Below are 15,748 nucleotides of genomic sequence, written 5' to 3'. Positions count from 1 at the left end.
GCCGACGGAACGACTTCGGCCAGCGCCGCGCATCCTTCTGCTCTACAGTCTCGACTACCTGTTCTCTCTGCCTCAGAAACGCGCAGCACAGGAACGCCATTTGAACGCACGACTCGCACGTCCGCCCACCGTGTACGCGGAGTTCGTCCGCTACGCCGAGGAGCATGGACGGTCGCTCCAAGGGCATCACCACATCAACTACCGCGTGCCGCTGACCCCGGAGATGGCGTCGATCGTGCGGCTTCCGGTGAACACCCCCGTGCTGGTACGGATACCCCGCCCCGACACCCTGCGTGTCGTGTTCAAGACCTGGGAGAACGAGGCCACGGTCCTCGACGCCATCAGGGACACCGTGCCCCACGCCCCGGTCTGCCTGGCCCACGACTGGATGAGCTCGGCCGTCCACACCTTCGTCGAGGGCGTCCCGCTGTCCAGGACCTGCCGTGACATCACGAAGGTCGACCGTGCGCTGATCGAGGCTAAGGCCGAAGGGCTCGCACAGCTGACCTGTGTCGACGGTGACGTGGTCCCGACGCTGCCGCCCGGGTGGCCCCGGCCTCCGGAGAGCCAGGGGTTCCTGCGCACGGTCGTGGAACTGACGGAGAGGGACGTCAGAAAACCCAACTGGGATCGCTTCCACCGCATGTTCGAGAGGCTGGGCGTGCGGTCCGGGGCCCTGATGCGCCTGGCCGGCCGGGTGCCCCGGATGGCCAAGCGGCCCTTCAGCCTTCTCCACGGCGACCTGCACCGGGACAACGTCATCGTCACCAAGGACGGCGACCCGCCGCTGGTCTTCGTCGACTGGGAGCTCGCCTCGTTCGGCGACCCGCTGTACGACCTCGCCGTCCACCTCGTGCGCACGGGCCACGACCGAGCCCAGCGGGACGTGGCGATCGCCGCCTGGACCAGGGCCGTCCGGCAAGTGAGCCCCGAGGCGGCGAACGGAATCGCCGACGACCTGAAGCACTACATCGCGTTCGAGAAGGCCCTGTCCGTGTTCCCGGACGTGATGCGGATCCTGCACGAACTGGAGCGACGCCCCCCGAAGGACGAGTGGCTGAGGACGGCCACGCGCCAGGTCCACAGCGCGCTGACGGCAGCCGCCGAGCTGCTCGACATCGACCCTGTCCCGCCGCTTGCGGAGGTCTGGGAGTTGCTGCAGAAGTGGGCGGGGTTCGTCCACGGCGCCCCGATCAGCAGGGGGCGTCGGGTGCCCGTGCAGTGGACCCCGGTTCACGACCATCGGCCCCGTCCGGACTTCCACGACTCGAGCGTGGACAACGTGCTGGCCGACGAGTGCCGGGCGCCGGAGAGCCGGCTGCTGCGAGGCACGGCCCACGTCAACGCGGTGGTCGTGGCACGGGTCGCCGAGGCGGACACCCTGGTCGTAGTGCGGCGCCGCACGAAGGGGCCGGAGCGCCGGAACGATTCGAGGACGCTCGACGAGCCCAAGGTCCTAAGGGCCCTCGAGCAGGAGGATGTGCAGGTCTCGGCGCCGCGGGTACTGGCGCTGGGGCAGGGCGGACGGTGGCGCGGCCCTTTCTCCGTACAGACATACCTGGGCCCGAGCGACGGGTCCGCCCCAGACCATCCGGTGGACCTGCGCCCGCACGAGGCCGAGAGCCTGGTCGACCAGCTGGGCGCCTTGACCACGGTGGACTACTGGGCCCTGGACCTGAGGGCGTACGGCGACTTCTACGGGCAGCTGACGGACGAGCTCGTCGACACCGTGCGGCGACTTCCCGACGAAGTGCGCGCGCTCGCCGAGGGCATAGGCCTGCCCGGCCATCGGCAGCTCCGCTCCATCCTGTCGCGGTACACGGTCGAGCGCCGCACACCGACGCTGCTCCACGGCGACCTCCACCCGTGGAACCTGGTGCGCACCTGCGACGACCGGTTCGGCATCGGCCTCATCGGCTGGGACCGGGCCAGGGTCGGCGATCCGCTGTACGACCTGGTGCGGCACACCTGTCTCGCGCGGACCGACGATCGCCGCAAGCACTTCATGAAACGCCACTGGGAGCGCAGTCTTCCGCGCCACTACACCCGAGGCTGGCTGTCCGACTGGAGCAAGTACGAGCGCCTGGAGATCGTCCGCGCCGCCTACGAGGACCTCGACCACCTGGTCTCGGGCAGGCACTTGGACATCCCCCGGATCCGGGCAGCCGTGGAGTCGTACGCCTGGACGCTCCAGGCGGCCCTGGCCGAGCTCAACCTCGAACCCCGTCGTGACAACCCCTACCTCCTGCGCGCCCTGCCCCACTAGCCCTCAAACGAGTCGCGAGCCGCGCGTAGGCTCACGGCCATGAGCGACACCGGCAGGAACGAGGCGGGCGCAGGCGAGGGCGGCCTGCGGGAGCGTAAGAAGCGGCGGATGTACGAGACCGTGTCCGAGACCGCCATCCGGCTCTTCCTCGAGAAGGGCTTCGACGCCGTGTCCGTCGCCGAGGTCGCCGCCGCTGCCGAGATCTCCAAGCCGACGTTGTTCCGGTACTTCCCGGCGAAGGAGGACCTCGTCCTGTACCGGATCGCCGATCACGAGGACGAGGCCGCGCGGGTCGTGCGGGAGGGGGCCGCGCCCGTCGAGGCGTTGCGGCGGCATTTTCTTGAGGGGATCGAGCGATGCGATCCGATCACCGGGCTCAATGATCATCCCGCGGTGCTCGCCTTCCACTCACTGGTGTACGGGACGCCGGCCCTGGTCGCCCGTATGTACGGCTACCTGGAGCGCTCGGAGGCCGCGCTCGCCGAGGCGCTCGGCGGCGGGCTCGACGCGCGGCTGGCGGCGGGGCAGATCGTCGCCGTGCAGCGGATCCTCGCGGAGGAGAACTGGCGGCGGATCTCGGCGGGGGAGCCGGTGGCCGAGGTGAAGAAGGACGCGGTGGCGGCGGCGGAGCGGGCGTTCGGGCTGTTGGAAGCCGGGTTGCCGCCATCGCTCGTCACAAGCAGCGCGCATGAGTCTGAGTAAATAATTTAACTCGGTCACGTTTTCTCGGTACGCTTCCTGCATGACGTCCACCGACCCTGCCCTCCGGCACACCCTCATCCGCGAACGCGCCCACCACGACCGCTGCCGCACCGCCCTCGCGGGCATGGTCGAGGGCGCCGACGAGCAGGTCGTCATCGGTGTGAACGCCTCCGCGTCCGGCGCCGACGCCGAGGTCCTCGGCTACCGGCTGCGCAGCCAGGCCAAGGCGCTGCACGAACTGCCCGAAGGCCCGCTGTTCTTCGGGCGGCTGGACTTCGGCGGCGGCGAGCACGACGAGCATCAGGTGCTGCACATCGGGCGCCTCAGAATCACCGAACACCCCGCCGAGCCGCCCCTCGTCGTCGACTGGCGCGCCCCCGTATCCCGCGCCTTCTACCAGGCATCCGCCCGCGACCCGCAGGGCGTCGCCGTACGGCGACGGTTCGGCTGGGCGCCCGGCAGCCGCGGGGCGTCCGGCGACCTGACCGGCCTGGAGGACGAGCACCTCGACCGGGGCGAGTCCCGGGCGAGCGAGATCGTCGCCCGCGAGATCGAACGCCCCCGCGTCGGCCCCATGCGCGACATCGCCGCCACCATCCAGCCCGACCAGGACGACCTCGTACGGGGCGACCTCGCCGTCTCCCTGTGCGTGCAGGGCGCCCCGGGCACCGGCAAGACCGCCGTCGGCCTGCACCGTGCCGCGTACCTGCTCTACACCCACCCGCACCGCATCCGCCGCGGCGGACTGCTGATACTCGGACCCAACCGCACCTTCCTGTCGTACATCTCGGAGGTACTGCCGGCGCTCGGCGAGACCGGCGTCCGCCAGTCCACCCTGCGGGACGAGATCGCCCGGCATCCGGTCAAGGGCGTCGACGGGAGGGACGCGGCCGTCGTGAAGCACGACGGGCGGATGGCGGAGGTGCTGCGGCGGGCCCTGTACGCCAGGGTGGGCGCGGGGCACACCGGTGCCGTGGAGGTTCCCGACGGGTCGTACCGGTGGCGGGTCCCGGAGGGCCGGCTGGCACGGATCCTGGCCGGGGTGCGGGACGAGGAGCCGCCGTACGCCGTGGGGCGGGAGCGGGTGCGGACGCGGATCGTGCGGGTGATCCAGGAGCAGGCGGAGCGGCGTGGCGGGCCGCCGGGTGCCGCGTGGGTGCAGAAGATCTCTCGGGCGCGGGCGGTCGGGGCGTACGTCGACGCCGTATGGCCACGGGTGCGGCCCGAGGAGGTCGTGGCTCAACTCTTCATGGAACCAGAGGTGTTGGAGGCCACCGCCGACGGGGTGCTCGACGGGGACGAGCAGCGGGCGCTGCTGTGGAGCAAGCCGCCGCGGTCCTGGAAGTCGGCCCGCTGGTCCGCCGCCGACCTCGTGCTCATCGACGAGGTGGCCGGGCTCATCGAGCATCCGCAGGGGTACGGCCATGTCGTCGTCGACGAGGCGCAGGATCTGTCGCCGATGGAGTGCAGGGCGATCGCGCGGCGGGCCGCGTTCGGGTCGGTGACCGTGCTGGGGGATCTGGCGCAGGGGACCACTCCGTGGGCGGCGCGGTCCTGGCGGACGGTGCTCGGGCACCTCGGGAAGCCGGACGCGGCGGTCGTACCGCTCACGACCGGGTTCCGGGTGCCGGCGGTGGTGCTGGAGCTGGCCAACCGGCTGCTGGAGCGGGTGGACGTGGAGGTACCGGCGGCCCGTTCGCTGCGCGGCGACGGCGAACTGCGGTTCCGGGAGGCCGACGGCGATCTGCCGGGCGCGGTCGTGGGCGCCGTACGGGACGCGCTGGGCCGGGAGGGGTCCGTGGGGGTCGTCGCGGCCGACGCGGATGTGGCCCGGGTGCGTGAGGCGCTCGGCGCCGCCGGGATCGAGGCCGGGGACGCGGAGGAGGTCGGGGCGCGGGTGGCCGTCGTGGCGGCGAGCGTGGTGAAGGGACTGGAGTACGACCATGTCGTCGCCGTGGAGCCGGCGGCGATCGTGGAGGCGGAGGAGCGGGGGCTGCATCGGCTGTATGTGGTGGTGACGCGGGCGGTTGCGGGGTTGGAGGTGGTGCATGGGAGACCGTTGCCGTTCTGAGCGGGCCGCGCCGGTCTGCGGCCTTCCCCGGCGGCGGGCCGTGCCGCCACGGCGCGGGCTGTGCGGCCACGGCCTCCCATGCACCGTCCGTCGTACCTAGGCGCCGGCGTCCAGGATCGGGATCAACTGCTCCTCCTCGTACGTCAGGTGCGCCTCCAGCTCCGTCGTCAGGCGTTCGACCTCCCGGCGGGCCGTGTCGGGATCGGCGTTGTCGTCGCCCACGACCCGGCGCAGGTCCTCGACCAGTTCGGCGATCCGGTCGTGCTCGTCCCGCAGCCGGGCCAGCGCGGGCGCGAGCTCGGGGTGGCGGTCCTCCAGGAACGGGAACATGGCGAGGCCCTCACCGGTGTGGTGGTTGTGGAGCCCGGCGCAGAAGGTGAGGCAGTTGACGCGGAGTTGGGCGCCGAGGGTGCCCCTTCCCGTGCCTGCCGAGTCGTTCATCTCCGCCCGGATCAGCTCCAGTTCACGCCGGAACGCGTCATGGACGACCTTGAGCGCCTCGCCCATGGAGGACGCGTTGATGTTCCCGGGGCCGCCCTCGGCGAGGCTGTGCAGGGCGATGACCGGGATCACCCGTTCCGTCTTCTCCTGGTACGCCGCCCAGCCCGGGTCCGCCTCCACGGCCCGTGCGAAGACCCGGTCCCGTTCCTCGCCCTCGAGGACGACGGCCCGTGCCTCATAGGTGAACGCGCCGCTCTCCACGGTGACCCGAGGGTTCGCGACGAGGTTGTGGAACCACGCCGGGTGCCTGGGCGCGCCCGCGGCCGAGGCGATGATCAGGACGCGGTCGTCGCTGTCGGGGAGGTAGCCGACGGGGGTCGTGTGGGGGCGGCCGGTGCGGGCTCCGGTGGTGGTGAGCAGAAGGAGCCGGGCGCCTTCGAAGTAGCCGCCGACGCGGCCCTTGTTGGCGCGGAATTCCTCGATGACCTGCTGATTGAAGTCGTTGGGCATGCTCAGGTTTCTCTGTCTCTTTCTCTTCGGTGGTTCCGTGCGGTGGGTTCCGTACGGAAGGGGGAGGTGAAGAGAAAAGAGAGGCGGACTCCTGGCCCGCCGCCACGACCTCACTCAGAGGCCGGGCAACACCCAACTCGCTCACGGCACAAGGCCGACCCGGCAGTCATACCGGTGACAGTAGCGCAGTCGCCCCGCATGGGGTGATCCTGTTTTCGATGCTCCTCTTCCTCGACGTCGACGGGACGCTCATCCCCTTCGGGGCGGAGCGGCCGTACCCGCAGTACGAGCCGCCCCGCACCTTGCCCGGCCCGCCCGCGCACCCCCTGCTCACGCGCGTGGACCCCGCTCTCGGCACCCGCCTGGAGCGGCTCGCCGAGCTGGGCTGCGAGCTGGTGTGGGCCACGACCTGGCTGGACGACGCGAACGCCGCCCTCGCGCCCTGGCTCGGGCTGTCCCCGCTCAGGCTGGTGGACTGGCCCGACGAGGACGCGGAACCCTGGCTCGGGCCCCGCGCCCCGCACTGGAAGACCCGGCCGCTGGTCGCCTGGGCGGCAGGCAGCCCGTTCGTCTGGGTCGACGACGAGATCTCCGACGTCGACCGGGCCTATGTGGCCGCCCACCACCCCTCACCCGCCCTGCTCCACCGCGTCGACCACCGCTACGGACTCACCGACCACGACTTCGCCGCGCTGGAGGAGTGGATCGCCGGCGGAGGGACCGCCCATGAAGGGACCGCCCACGAAGGGACCGCCGGTGGCGGGATCACCGGCGGGAACGGCCCAGCAGCTCGGTGACCCGCATGAAGCCGTCCGTCCCATGACCGAGCCCGATGACCCGTCGGGCTTGCCCCTCGGCGGCGCGGATCACGGCCGCCTCGATGCCGTGGGACTCGGAGGCCTGCGCGATATGGGCCATCGAGGAGACGGCCGAGGTGATCGGGTTGAGCTCGCCGGAGTACCTGTCGTCGTCGACGTCCGCCGCGAACTCCTCGAACAGCGGCGGCAGGATCGCGCCGATGCCCTGCGCGAAGGGGGCCAGCTCCCGAGCGGTGATGCCCTCGGCCCGGGCCACGGCCAGGGCGTGCGCGTAGCCGGCCATCGCCGTCCAGAAGATGTCGAGCAGGGCGATGTCGTAGGCGGCGGCCCGGCCGACGTCCGTACCGAGGTGGGTGTGCGTGCCGCCGAGCGCGTCCAGGACGGGGCGGTGCTCGCCGTACAGTTCCTCGGGGCCGCTGAGCAGGAACACCGCCTCGGGGGTGCCGATGGTCGTGGCCGGCGTCATGATCGCGCCGTCGAGGTAGCGGATGCCGTGCCCGGCGGCCCACTCGGCGGTGTCCCGGGCGCGGGCCGGGGTGTCGGCCGTCAGGTTCACGAGCGTGCGGCCCTTCAGCGCGACGGCGACGGTGTCCTGACGCAGGACGGCGTCGGAGGCGTCGTAGTTCACCACGCACACGACGGTCAGCGCACTGGCTGCGACCGCCTCCGCCGCGGACGCGGTCGCCGCCGCGCCACGGCCGACGAGCTCCCGGTCCCGACCCGGCGTGCGGTTCCACACGGTCACCCGCAGCCCCGCGTCCAGAAACGCACCGGCCAGCGCCCGCCCCATCGGCCCCAGCCCGAGAACGGTGACGGTGTCGGTGGCGGCGGAATCGTGGCCGTGGTCGTGGTCGTGGTCGTAGTTGGGCATGGTTCAACTCCCTGTAAGGTGAAGATAGTTGATCAATTGATGACAAAAGGGGTGGCGAAATGACGCGTCGGCGCCAGGATCCGAACGTCTGCGGAGTGACCGCCGCGATCGCGGTGATCGACGGCAAGTGGAAGACGCTGCTGCTGTGGCTGCTGGAGTCCGGCCCGCACCGCCCCGCGGAACTGCGCCGCCGGGCACCCGGCCTCAGCGAGAAGGTGCTGACCCAGGCGCTGCGGGAGATGGAGTCGGACGGGCTGGTGCACCGCGAGGTGTACGACGTACTGCCGCTGAAGACCGTCTACTCCCTGACCGACTTCGGCCGCGAGCTGGCCGAGGCGCTCGCCCCGCTCGCCGACTGGGGCCACCGCCGCCTGGAGCGGCTGACCGGGACTGAGCCGCGCCTGGAGCGGCTGACTGAGACTGAGCCGCGCCTGGAGCGGCTGACCGAGACCCCGTCGGCCTCCTGACCCGCACGCCACCTCCGTCCGCCGCCGCGTCGATCACCCACATCAAGGGTCGGACGGCGGGGGCGCGCTGCCAAGTAGGCACAAATAAGTGGGTACGACGTCCGCCTGAACGGGTAGGACGGTCGCCCCGCCCTACGCTGCCGCTCGCGCCCCGCCCACGGCTACGAGCCCACCAGTTCCTCCCGGAACCCCTGTCGCCACGACGGATAGCGCGGCTCCCAGCCGAGTTCCCGCCTGGCCTTGGCGTTGGAGAACCCGCGTCCCTCGGTCATCATCGTCACCACCACGTCCCCGGCGAGCAGCCGGGCCAGCCACTTGGGCACCCGCAGCGGAGGCTTCGCGCCCGCGCACTCGGCGAGATACGGCAGCCATTCGCTCGCCGGCGCCGGCTCGTCGTCGACGATGTTGAACACGCCCCGTGCCCGCTGCTCCACCGCCAGGAGCGTGGCGCTCGCCGCGTCGTCCAGATGCACCCAGGAGCAGTAGCCGGTACCGCCCCCGACCAGCGGGAACTGCCGTTTGCGTACGAGTTCGACCTGGTCGTCGGTGGCGCCGGGCCCGTAGAAACCGCCGTACCGCAGGACCGTCCCGTCGGCCTTGAGGACGGCTTCCTGGATGTGCCGGACCGCCTCGCCGAGCTCGCGCAGCTTCCCGGTCTCCACGGGCAGCGGGTCCTCCTCGGTCTTCACCCAGCCGCCCTCGCGGACGCCGTTCCAGATGGCGGCGCTCTGCGCGACGACGTGCGGGACGCCGGTCGCCTCCGCGGCGGCCAGCAGATGATCGGTGCCCTCGGTGCGCAGCCGGTTGGTGGTGGCGAACCACCGGTCGAAGTGCCGGATGTCGGGCTTGCCGGAGTGCGGCGCGGAGATCGCCGTCATCTGGTGCACGATCACGTCGGGCCGCGCCGCCGCCACCGCCTCGCCGACGGACATCGCGTCGAGCCCGTCCATCACCACGCCCCGCGCGCCCATCCCCTCCACCAGGCCGAGCCTGGCCGCGCTCGTCGTCGTGGCCGTCACCTGATGTCCCCGCTCCACGAGCCGCGGCACCAGCCGCCGCCCGATGACGCCGGTACCGCCCGCCACGAACACCCGCATGACACTCACCGTCCCGATCGCTCGATCGCGGAATACCTCTGTGAAACCTTGGACGAGCGGACCCGCCCGTTCTGTGACACGGCGATGAGTTCCGCGTACCCGGCCGGTCTTCCCGCATGAGACTCCGTACGGAGGACCCACTCCGTACGGAAGACCCCGGCACGACCACCGGCGACACCCGCGGAACGAACCCGGAAGGACGTGAGGACCATGCCGACCAGCTCCGCATACGCCAAGGTCAACGGCGTGGAGATGTACTACGAGATCCACGGCGCCGCTCGCGACAGTGGTACGGGTGCCGCCGACCCGGGCGCCGCCCACCGGCGTCCGCTGGTGCTGCTGCACGGGGGCGTCACCACCATCGGCATGTCCTTCGGCGCCGTGCTGCCCGCGCTCGCGGCCGACCGGCACCTCGTGGCGCCCGAGCTGCAGGGCCACGGACACACCGCCGACACCGACCGTGCGCTGACGGTGCCGAACCTGGCCTCCGACGTCGTGGCGCTGCTCGACGAGCTCGGCATCCGGCAGGCCGACTTCCTCGGGTACAGCCTCGGCGGGCTGACCGCGCTGGAGATCGGGATCCGGCACCCCGACCGGGTGGGCCGGCTGGTGCTCGCCGCGACCCAGTACCACCAGGACGGCATCCACGACGAGGTCCACGCCGGCGACTTCGACTCGCCCCGGCTGCCCAGCCAGGCCGACTTCCAGGAGATGGCCGAGGCGTACGCCGCGTGCGCGCCGCACCCCGAGCACTACCAGGACTTCCTCGGCAAGATCTCGGTCGCCGCGAACGCCCCGCTGCCGTGGATCGCCGACGACCTGCGCACGGTGCAGGCACCTACGCTGCTGCTCATCGGCGACCGCGACTTCGTACGCGTTGAGCACGCGGCCGAGATGCAGCGCCTGATCCCCGGGGCCCGGCTGGCCGTACTGCCCGCGACGAACCACATGACCCTGATGCGACGGACGCTGCTGCTGCTGCCACTGCTGAACGAGTTCCTCGACTGAGCCGGCGGCGAACCGGCGGCCGACCGCGTCCGGCACGGAAGGGGACACGAGGAGGGCAGCCGGAACACCGCCTACAGCACACGCAGGTTGGTGAGCGGGATGTTCCACTCGTTCCGCTCGATGTTCCCGTGACCGTCCCAGTCCGCGGCCGGCACCGCGAACAGCGCCAACCCGGCGACGGCAGTGGCCAGGACGGCGAAGACAGTGGCCCGGACGGCGACGGCACGACGCTTCACGATGCCTCCTCGAAGACGGACGGCGGTACGGCCCACCCTGCGCCGCCCCGCCGCCCCCACCCACCCGGACACGCCGCCCGACCACCGGGTTCAGCCGCACGGTCGCCTGTCCGGCGCGCTGCACGGGGCACCGACCGGTCTCGCCTGGAACGCGAGATACGCCGCTCCCAGGCGACCCACGACACCCATCGTGCTCAGGCCCAGTCCCACTCCCGAGTGGCATGGCGCACTTTTGCAAGCAGGTGCTTGCAAAAGTTAGCGGGGGTGCGGCAAGGTGGAGGCATGGCATCGCTCAACGTCGGCAATCTCGGTGACTATCTGCGCGAGCAGCGGCGCAACGCGCAGCTGTCGTTGCGGCAGCTCGCCGACGCCGCCGGGGTGTCCAATCCGTATCTGAGCCAGATCGAGCGCGGGCTGCGCAAGCCGAGCGCTGAGGTGCTGCAGCAGGTCGCCAAGGCCCTGCGGATCTCCGCCGAGACGCTGTACGTCCGCGCCGGCATCCTCGACGCCGAGCGGGACCGGGACGAGGTGGAGACGCGCGCCGTCATCCTCGCCGACCCCACTCTGAACGAGCGGCAGAAGCAGGTGCTGCTCCAGATCTACGAATCCTTCCGCAAGGAGAACGGGTTCGGGATATCCGTCGAGGTGGATGGGCACTCGGTGGCGGACCGGGACGCGGACCCGACAGTGGTCGACGCGGTCCGGTCCGTCGGTTCGGATCCGGGCCCCCAGGGGTCCCCGGACCCCGAGGTCTCCGGCGACAGCGGCGCCCGGTCCGACGGCACGGCGGACGCCCGGGGCGACGACGCCGACGTACGACGCAGCCGTACGACCCGCAAGAACAGCACGGCCGACGGCGGCCGCGAGTCCGCCGCGCGCCGTAACCGCACGACTCGCACAACCCGCAGCAGCACCCGCGGTACCGGCAGTACCCGTACGACCCGTACGTCCGACGGCAGCGACGCCGACCCGGAGAACCCGACCGACCCGCAGCAGTCGGCCGGCTGACCATGAGCCGCCGTAGGCGCCACGCGCACCGGCGAGCAGCAGCCGTCAGCCGTCCGTCCGACCGCGGGAACCGAAACCCTCACCTCGAAACAAACCGGGAGGACCAGCAAAATGGCCATCACCGACGACCTGCGTAAGACCTTCAGCGACCCGACGCCGCTCTACTTCGCCGCCGGCACCGCCGACCTCGCCATCCAGCAGGCCAGGAAGGTGCCCGCCCTGGTGGAGCAGCTGCGTTCCGAGGCGCCGGCTCGGTTCGAGGCCGTTCGCAGCACCGACCCGAAGGCCGTCCAGGAGAAGGCCGCCACGCGTGCCAAGGAGGCGGGCGCCAAGGCCAAGGAGGCGCAGGAGACCCTCCAGACCAAGGTCAACGAGTTCGTCAGCAGCCTGGACGCCGACGTCAAGAAGTTCGGCAGCAACCTCGACGCGGACTTCAAGAAGTTCGGCAGCAGCATCGACGCCGACCTGAAGAAGTTCGGCGAGAGCGCCCAGGACTTCGCGCTGCGCACCATCGGTGTCGCCGCCGAGTACGCGGTCAAGGCCCGTGAGGCCTACGAGAAGGTCGCCGAGCACGGCGAGCAGACCGTGAAGACCTGGCGCGGCGAGGCGGCCGAGGAGATCGAGGACCTCGCCATCGCCGTGGAGCCCAAGGCCGAGCCGGTCGAGGTCAAGGAGGACAAGGCCGCGGCGAAGCCCGCCGAGGCCAAGCCCGCCGCCGAGGCCGCCCCGGCGAAGAAGGCGCCCGCCAAGAAGGCTCCGGCGCGCAAGGCCACCGCCAAGAAGACGACGCCGCCCGCCAAGTAACACGGACGGGTGAAAAGCGACCGCAGATCACGGGCCGGGCACTCGGGGAGTGCCCGGCCCGTTGTTCGGGTACGGTCCTGCGGTTGCGGGTACGGTGACCGCGTAGAGACGAGCCGAACCAGGTGGTGGACGTTGTGCTGATGCAGGGCTTCGTGGGGTTCATGTGGCTGCTGAGCATGGCCCTGATCCTTTTCAGCGGCTTCGCGCTGATTGACGCGGCCATTCGCCGCGAGGACGCCTACCGCGCCGCGGACAAGCAGTCCAAGGCGTTCTGGCTGATCATCCTCGGTCTCGCCTTCGTGGTGAACCTGATCTTCAACATCCTGTCGTTCCTGCCGATCATCGGCCTCATCGCGACGATCGTGTACATGGTCGACGTACGCCCCGCGATCAAGGGCCTCCCCGGCGGCGGCCGCAGCAGAAAAGGCTCCAGCAGCGACGGCCCGTACGGCCCCTACAACGGCGGCCGCTGACCACCACCCGAGGCTGATCGACGCCGGCGAGGGCAGCCGCCCCTCCCGGCTGCTGATCAACGCCCGCGGGGGGAACGCCCCCAAGGGGCGCGGGGAACTGCGCGACCAGCCAAAGCAAGCCCGCAGCCGGCCCACGACAGCACTCCTACGGCGGGTCGCCGCTCAGACCCTGTCAGACCCCCGTCAGGCCCCCGTCAGCCCCCGGCTCAGACACCCCGGTCGAGCAACAGCACAGCCACGTCATCCGTCAGCTCACCACCATTGAGGTCCCGGACCTCATTGACGGCGGCCCGCAGCAACGCCTCCCCGCGCAACCCCTCGGAGAGCTGGCGCCGGACCATCTCCACCATGCCGTCCTGCCCGAGCCGCTCGCGCCCCTCGCCGATCCGCCCCTCGATCAGGCCGTCGGTGTAGAGCATCAGGCTCCACTCCGCGCCCAGCTTGACCTCCATCCGAGGCCACCGTGCCTTGGGCAGCAGACCGAGCGCGGGCCCGTTGTTGTCGTACGGCAGCAGCTGTGCCGCCCGTCCGGGCCGGGCGAGCAGCGGCGACGGATGACCCGCCAGGCACAGGCCCGCCCGTCGGCCGTCCGGTGCTATGTCCACCGTGCACAGGGTCGCGAAGATCTCGTCGTCGGCCCGCTCGTGCTCGAGGACCTTCTGAAGCGTCCCCAGCAGCGCGTCACCGCACAGCCCGGCAAGGGTCAGCGCCCGCCAGGCGATCCGCAGCTCCACACCGAGGGCGGCCTCGTCCGGCCCGTGCCCGCACACGTCACCGATCATGGCGTGCACAGTGCCGTCGGGGGTGCGGACGACGTCGTAGAAGTCGCCGCCCAGCAGGGCACGCGAACGGCCGGGCCGATACCGCGCGGCGAACCGTAGCGACGACCCCTCCAGCAGCGGCGTGGGCAGCAGCCCGCGCTCCAGGCGCCGGTTCTCCTGCGCCCGCAGCCGGCCTTCGGCGAGCCGCCGCTCGGCCGTGTCGGAACGTTTCCTCTCCACGGCGTAGCGGATCGCACGGCTCAGCAGCCGTCCGTCCAGTTCGTCCCGGAAGAGGTAGTCCTGGGCGCCTACGCGCACGGCTTCGGCGCCGCGCTCGGCGTCACCGGAGGCGGTGAGCGCGAGAACGGCGTGCCGGGGTGCGAGCTCCAGGACGTGCCGGAGCACCGCCAGCTCGTCGTCGTCCACGCCGCGACCGGGCGCCGCGAGGGCGAGGTCCAGCAGGATGCAGTGGACGTCGTCGGTGAGCAGCCGCTCGGCCTCGGTGAGGTTGCGGGCGGTGCGCACACGGATCGGCCGGCCGGCCGAGTCGTGCAGCTCGGGGACCATCGCGGAGCCGCCGGGATCGTCCTCGATCAGCAGCAGCGTCAGAGCGGTATGGGTGCTGTTCTCGACCGTCTCGTCCTTACGCGGGGCCACCTCACGGGTGGTGCCGCCTGGGGACGCGGCCGGCGCCTGACCAGTCTCCACGGCCGGGATCGCTCTCTGCCGCGGTACGGGTACGGGCATCGTCTTGAGTTCCTTCCCTCCCCCCGAGGGTGGTGGGAACGAGGGACCTCGATCCACCGACGGGGACCATAGCGGGTGTCGGCGCCGCAGCGGAATGGTGTGGAGCACGCCGTATGGCCGCTGGCCGCTGTCATATGCCGCGTTCCGTACCGCAGTTGGACAGGGCGACGCCCCGGCGGGGATGACGAACGTCACGTCGGGACGGCGTTTGTCAGGAAACCGAGGTGGGGCGGGTCACGTGGTCCGCGTCACGACCCCTACGTCACAAGACGCCCTGAATCCTCACGCATCGGGCCGAACCACCCCGAGGATCCGCATCGACCCGGCTCCCGCGATCGTCACCGTCCGCCCCGGGCGCGGGGCGTGGATGATGGCGCCGTCGCCGATGTACATGGCGACATGGCTGGCGTCGGCGTTGTAGATGATGAGGTCGCCGGGGCGCATGTCCTCGATGTCGATGCGCTCAAGCTGCTTCCACTGTTCCTGCGAGGTCCGCGGAATACCGCTGCCGGCGCTGGCCCAGGCCTGGGACGTCAGCCCTGAACAGTCATAGGTCTTGGGGCCTTCCGCGCCCCATTCATACGGTTTGCCCAACTGTGCGGTGGCGTACTCGACAGCCTTACGGCCCTGAGGGGACGCCTTGCTCTTGATGTCGTCGAGGACACCGGAGTCCAGCCAGGCGGTCTGCGCCTTGCGGGCGGCGTCCTCCTCCAGCTGGGCGAGGCGCTCCTTCTCCTCCTTCTCCAGCTGGGACTCCAGCTGTTCGGCCGCCTTGATCTGCTTCTCGATCTTCTTCTGGGCGGCGGCCTTGGCCTTGCGGCCGGCCTCCAGCTTCTGCCATTGGGCGGAGGCGTCGCTGGCGTACTGCTCCAAGTCCTGCTGGGTGCGGGTCATTTCGCCGAGGAGCCCCTTGGTGGCGCGCTGCCCCTGGATCACCCGCCCGGCGCTGTCGAGAAAGTCCCGCGGATCGTCACTCAGCATCAGCTTCGCCTCGTCGGGCAGCCCGCCCGACCGGTACTGCGCGGCGGCCGCGGAGCCGGCCCGCTTCTTCAACTCGGCGAGTTTCTCCTGGCCTTTGACGATCTTCTTGGCCAGCGAGACGATCTCGGCCGACTGCTTCTCGGCCGCCTCCTCGGCGGCGTTGTACTCGTCCGTGGCGACGGCCGCGTCGTGGTAGAGCTTCTCCAGCTTCTTGCGGACGTCCTCAAGCTCCTTGTTCGACACCGGGGTCGGTGACGCGGAGGGTGAGCTGCTCGGGGACGGAGTGGGTGCCGCGAAGGCGGTGCCCGGCGCCGCCAGTACGGTGACCGCGCAGACGACGGTCACGGCCGTAGCGATCAGGCCGCGCTTACCCATACCTGTGCCCCCAAACTGATGTCCCGTCAGTAACATACGAGCGTCCGGGGGATCGTGCCACGACGGCGCGCAAAGTTACAGAGGTCTGCTTCCCCCCTTTCACGCCCCGCTA

15 protein-coding genes are annotated in these 15,748 nt (G+C 71.0%); 9 read left to right on the top strand and 6 right to left on the bottom strand.

Annotation, left to right across the window (positions count from 1 at the left end):
- Positions 1–100 precede the first annotated feature (100 nt).
- From PGH47_RS19915 to PGH47_RS19905, 3 genes are read left to right on the top strand one after another with little or no spacing between them, the layout of a single operon-like run.
- A complete protein-coding gene (locus PGH47_RS19915) occupies positions 101–2,266 on the top strand; it encodes an aminoglycoside phosphotransferase family protein (RefSeq protein ID WP_271664565.1) in 2,166 nt (721 codons plus the stop codon).
- Positions 2,267–2,305: 39 nt separating this feature from the next.
- Positions 2,306–2,968 (top strand): TetR/AcrR family transcriptional regulator, encoded by a 663-nt coding sequence (locus tag PGH47_RS19910; RefSeq protein ID WP_271664564.1) that lies wholly within the window; start codon positions 2,306–2,308, stop codon positions 2,966–2,968.
- A 40-nt stretch (positions 2,969–3,008) separates the two neighbouring features.
- Positions 3,009–5,039 carry a HelD family protein gene (locus tag PGH47_RS19905; RefSeq protein ID WP_271664563.1) on the top strand — a complete coding sequence of 677 codons (2,031 nt, stop codon included), beginning with the start codon at positions 3,009–3,011 and terminating at the stop codon, positions 5,037–5,039.
- 96 nt (positions 5,040–5,135) lie between these two features.
- Here the strand turns inward: PGH47_RS19905 and PGH47_RS19900 are convergent, their stop codons facing one another.
- Positions 5,136–5,990 (bottom strand): nitroreductase/quinone reductase family protein, encoded by an 855-nt coding sequence (locus tag PGH47_RS19900; protein WP_271664562.1) that lies wholly within the window; start codon positions 5,988–5,990, stop codon positions 5,136–5,138.
- Between the two features lie 218 nt (positions 5,991–6,208).
- Between PGH47_RS19900 and PGH47_RS19895 the strand changes: the two genes are divergently transcribed.
- A complete protein-coding gene (locus PGH47_RS19895; protein WP_271664561.1) occupies positions 6,209–6,787 on the top strand; it encodes an HAD domain-containing protein in 579 nt (192 codons plus the stop codon).
- Here the strand turns inward: PGH47_RS19895 and PGH47_RS19890 are convergent.
- Positions 6,756–7,679, bottom strand: coding sequence for an NAD(P)-dependent oxidoreductase (locus PGH47_RS19890; RefSeq protein WP_271664560.1), 924 nt, complete (start codon positions 7,677–7,679; stop codon positions 6,756–6,758). The genes PGH47_RS19895 and PGH47_RS19890 overlap by 32 nt on opposite strands.
- Before the next feature lie 59 nt (positions 7,680–7,738).
- Here PGH47_RS19890 and PGH47_RS19885 point away from each other — a divergent pair, with 59 nt between their 5' ends.
- On the top strand, positions 7,739–8,146 hold the full coding sequence (locus tag PGH47_RS19885; RefSeq protein ID WP_271664559.1) for a winged helix-turn-helix transcriptional regulator: 408 nt from the start codon (positions 7,739–7,741) through the stop codon (positions 8,144–8,146).
- Positions 8,147–8,307: 161 nt separating this feature from the next.
- On the opposite strand, the gene PGH47_RS19880 is transcribed toward PGH47_RS19885, so the two are convergent.
- On the bottom strand, positions 8,308–9,243 hold the full coding sequence (locus PGH47_RS19880) for an NAD-dependent epimerase/dehydratase family protein (RefSeq protein ID WP_271664558.1): 936 nt from the start codon (positions 9,241–9,243) through the stop codon (positions 8,308–8,310).
- Between the two features lie 210 nt (positions 9,244–9,453).
- On the opposite strand from PGH47_RS19880, the gene PGH47_RS19875 reads away from it, so the two are divergent.
- Positions 9,454–10,251, top strand: coding sequence for an alpha/beta fold hydrolase (locus PGH47_RS19875; RefSeq protein ID WP_271664557.1), 798 nt, complete (start codon positions 9,454–9,456; stop codon positions 10,249–10,251).
- 71 nt (positions 10,252–10,322) lie between these two features.
- On the opposite strand, the gene PGH47_RS19870 is transcribed toward PGH47_RS19875, so the two are convergent.
- On the bottom strand, positions 10,323–10,487 hold the full coding sequence (locus tag PGH47_RS19870; protein WP_271664556.1) for a hypothetical protein: 165 nt from the start codon (positions 10,485–10,487) through the stop codon (positions 10,323–10,325).
- A gap of 282 nt (positions 10,488–10,769) precedes the next feature.
- On the opposite strand from PGH47_RS19870, the gene PGH47_RS19865 reads away from it, so the two are divergent.
- From PGH47_RS19865 to PGH47_RS19855, 3 genes are all read left to right on the top strand, one after another.
- Positions 10,770–11,495, top strand: a complete 726-nt coding sequence (locus tag PGH47_RS19865; RefSeq protein WP_271664555.1) for a helix-turn-helix domain-containing protein — start codon at positions 10,770–10,772, stop codon at positions 11,493–11,495.
- Between the two features lie 111 nt (positions 11,496–11,606).
- Positions 11,607–12,299: a hypothetical protein gene (locus PGH47_RS19860; protein ID WP_271664554.1), complete on the top strand. Its 693-nt coding sequence runs from the start codon at positions 11,607–11,609 to the stop codon at positions 12,297–12,299.
- 140 nt (positions 12,300–12,439) lie between these two features.
- On the top strand, positions 12,440–12,772 hold the full coding sequence (locus tag PGH47_RS19855) for a DUF2516 family protein (RefSeq protein ID WP_030951127.1): 333 nt from the start codon (positions 12,440–12,442) through the stop codon (positions 12,770–12,772).
- A gap of 206 nt (positions 12,773–12,978) precedes the next feature.
- Here the strand turns inward: PGH47_RS19855 and PGH47_RS19850 are convergent, their stop codons facing one another.
- On the bottom strand, positions 12,979–14,280 hold the full coding sequence (locus tag PGH47_RS19850) for a PP2C family protein-serine/threonine phosphatase (protein ID WP_271664553.1): 1,302 nt from the start codon (positions 14,278–14,280) through the stop codon (positions 12,979–12,981).
- A 282-nt stretch (positions 14,281–14,562) separates the two neighbouring features.
- On the bottom strand, positions 14,563–15,636 hold the full coding sequence (locus PGH47_RS19845; protein ID WP_271664552.1) for a C40 family peptidase: 1,074 nt from the start codon (positions 15,634–15,636) through the stop codon (positions 14,563–14,565).
- Between the last annotated feature and the right edge of the window lie 112 nt (positions 15,637–15,748).

This window comes from Streptomyces sp. HUAS 31 (assembly GCF_028198125.1).
Lineage (GTDB): Bacteria > Actinomycetota > Actinomycetes > Streptomycetales > Streptomycetaceae > Streptomyces > Streptomyces chartreusis.
This window is presented reverse-complemented; position numbering and strand designations above follow the sequence as displayed.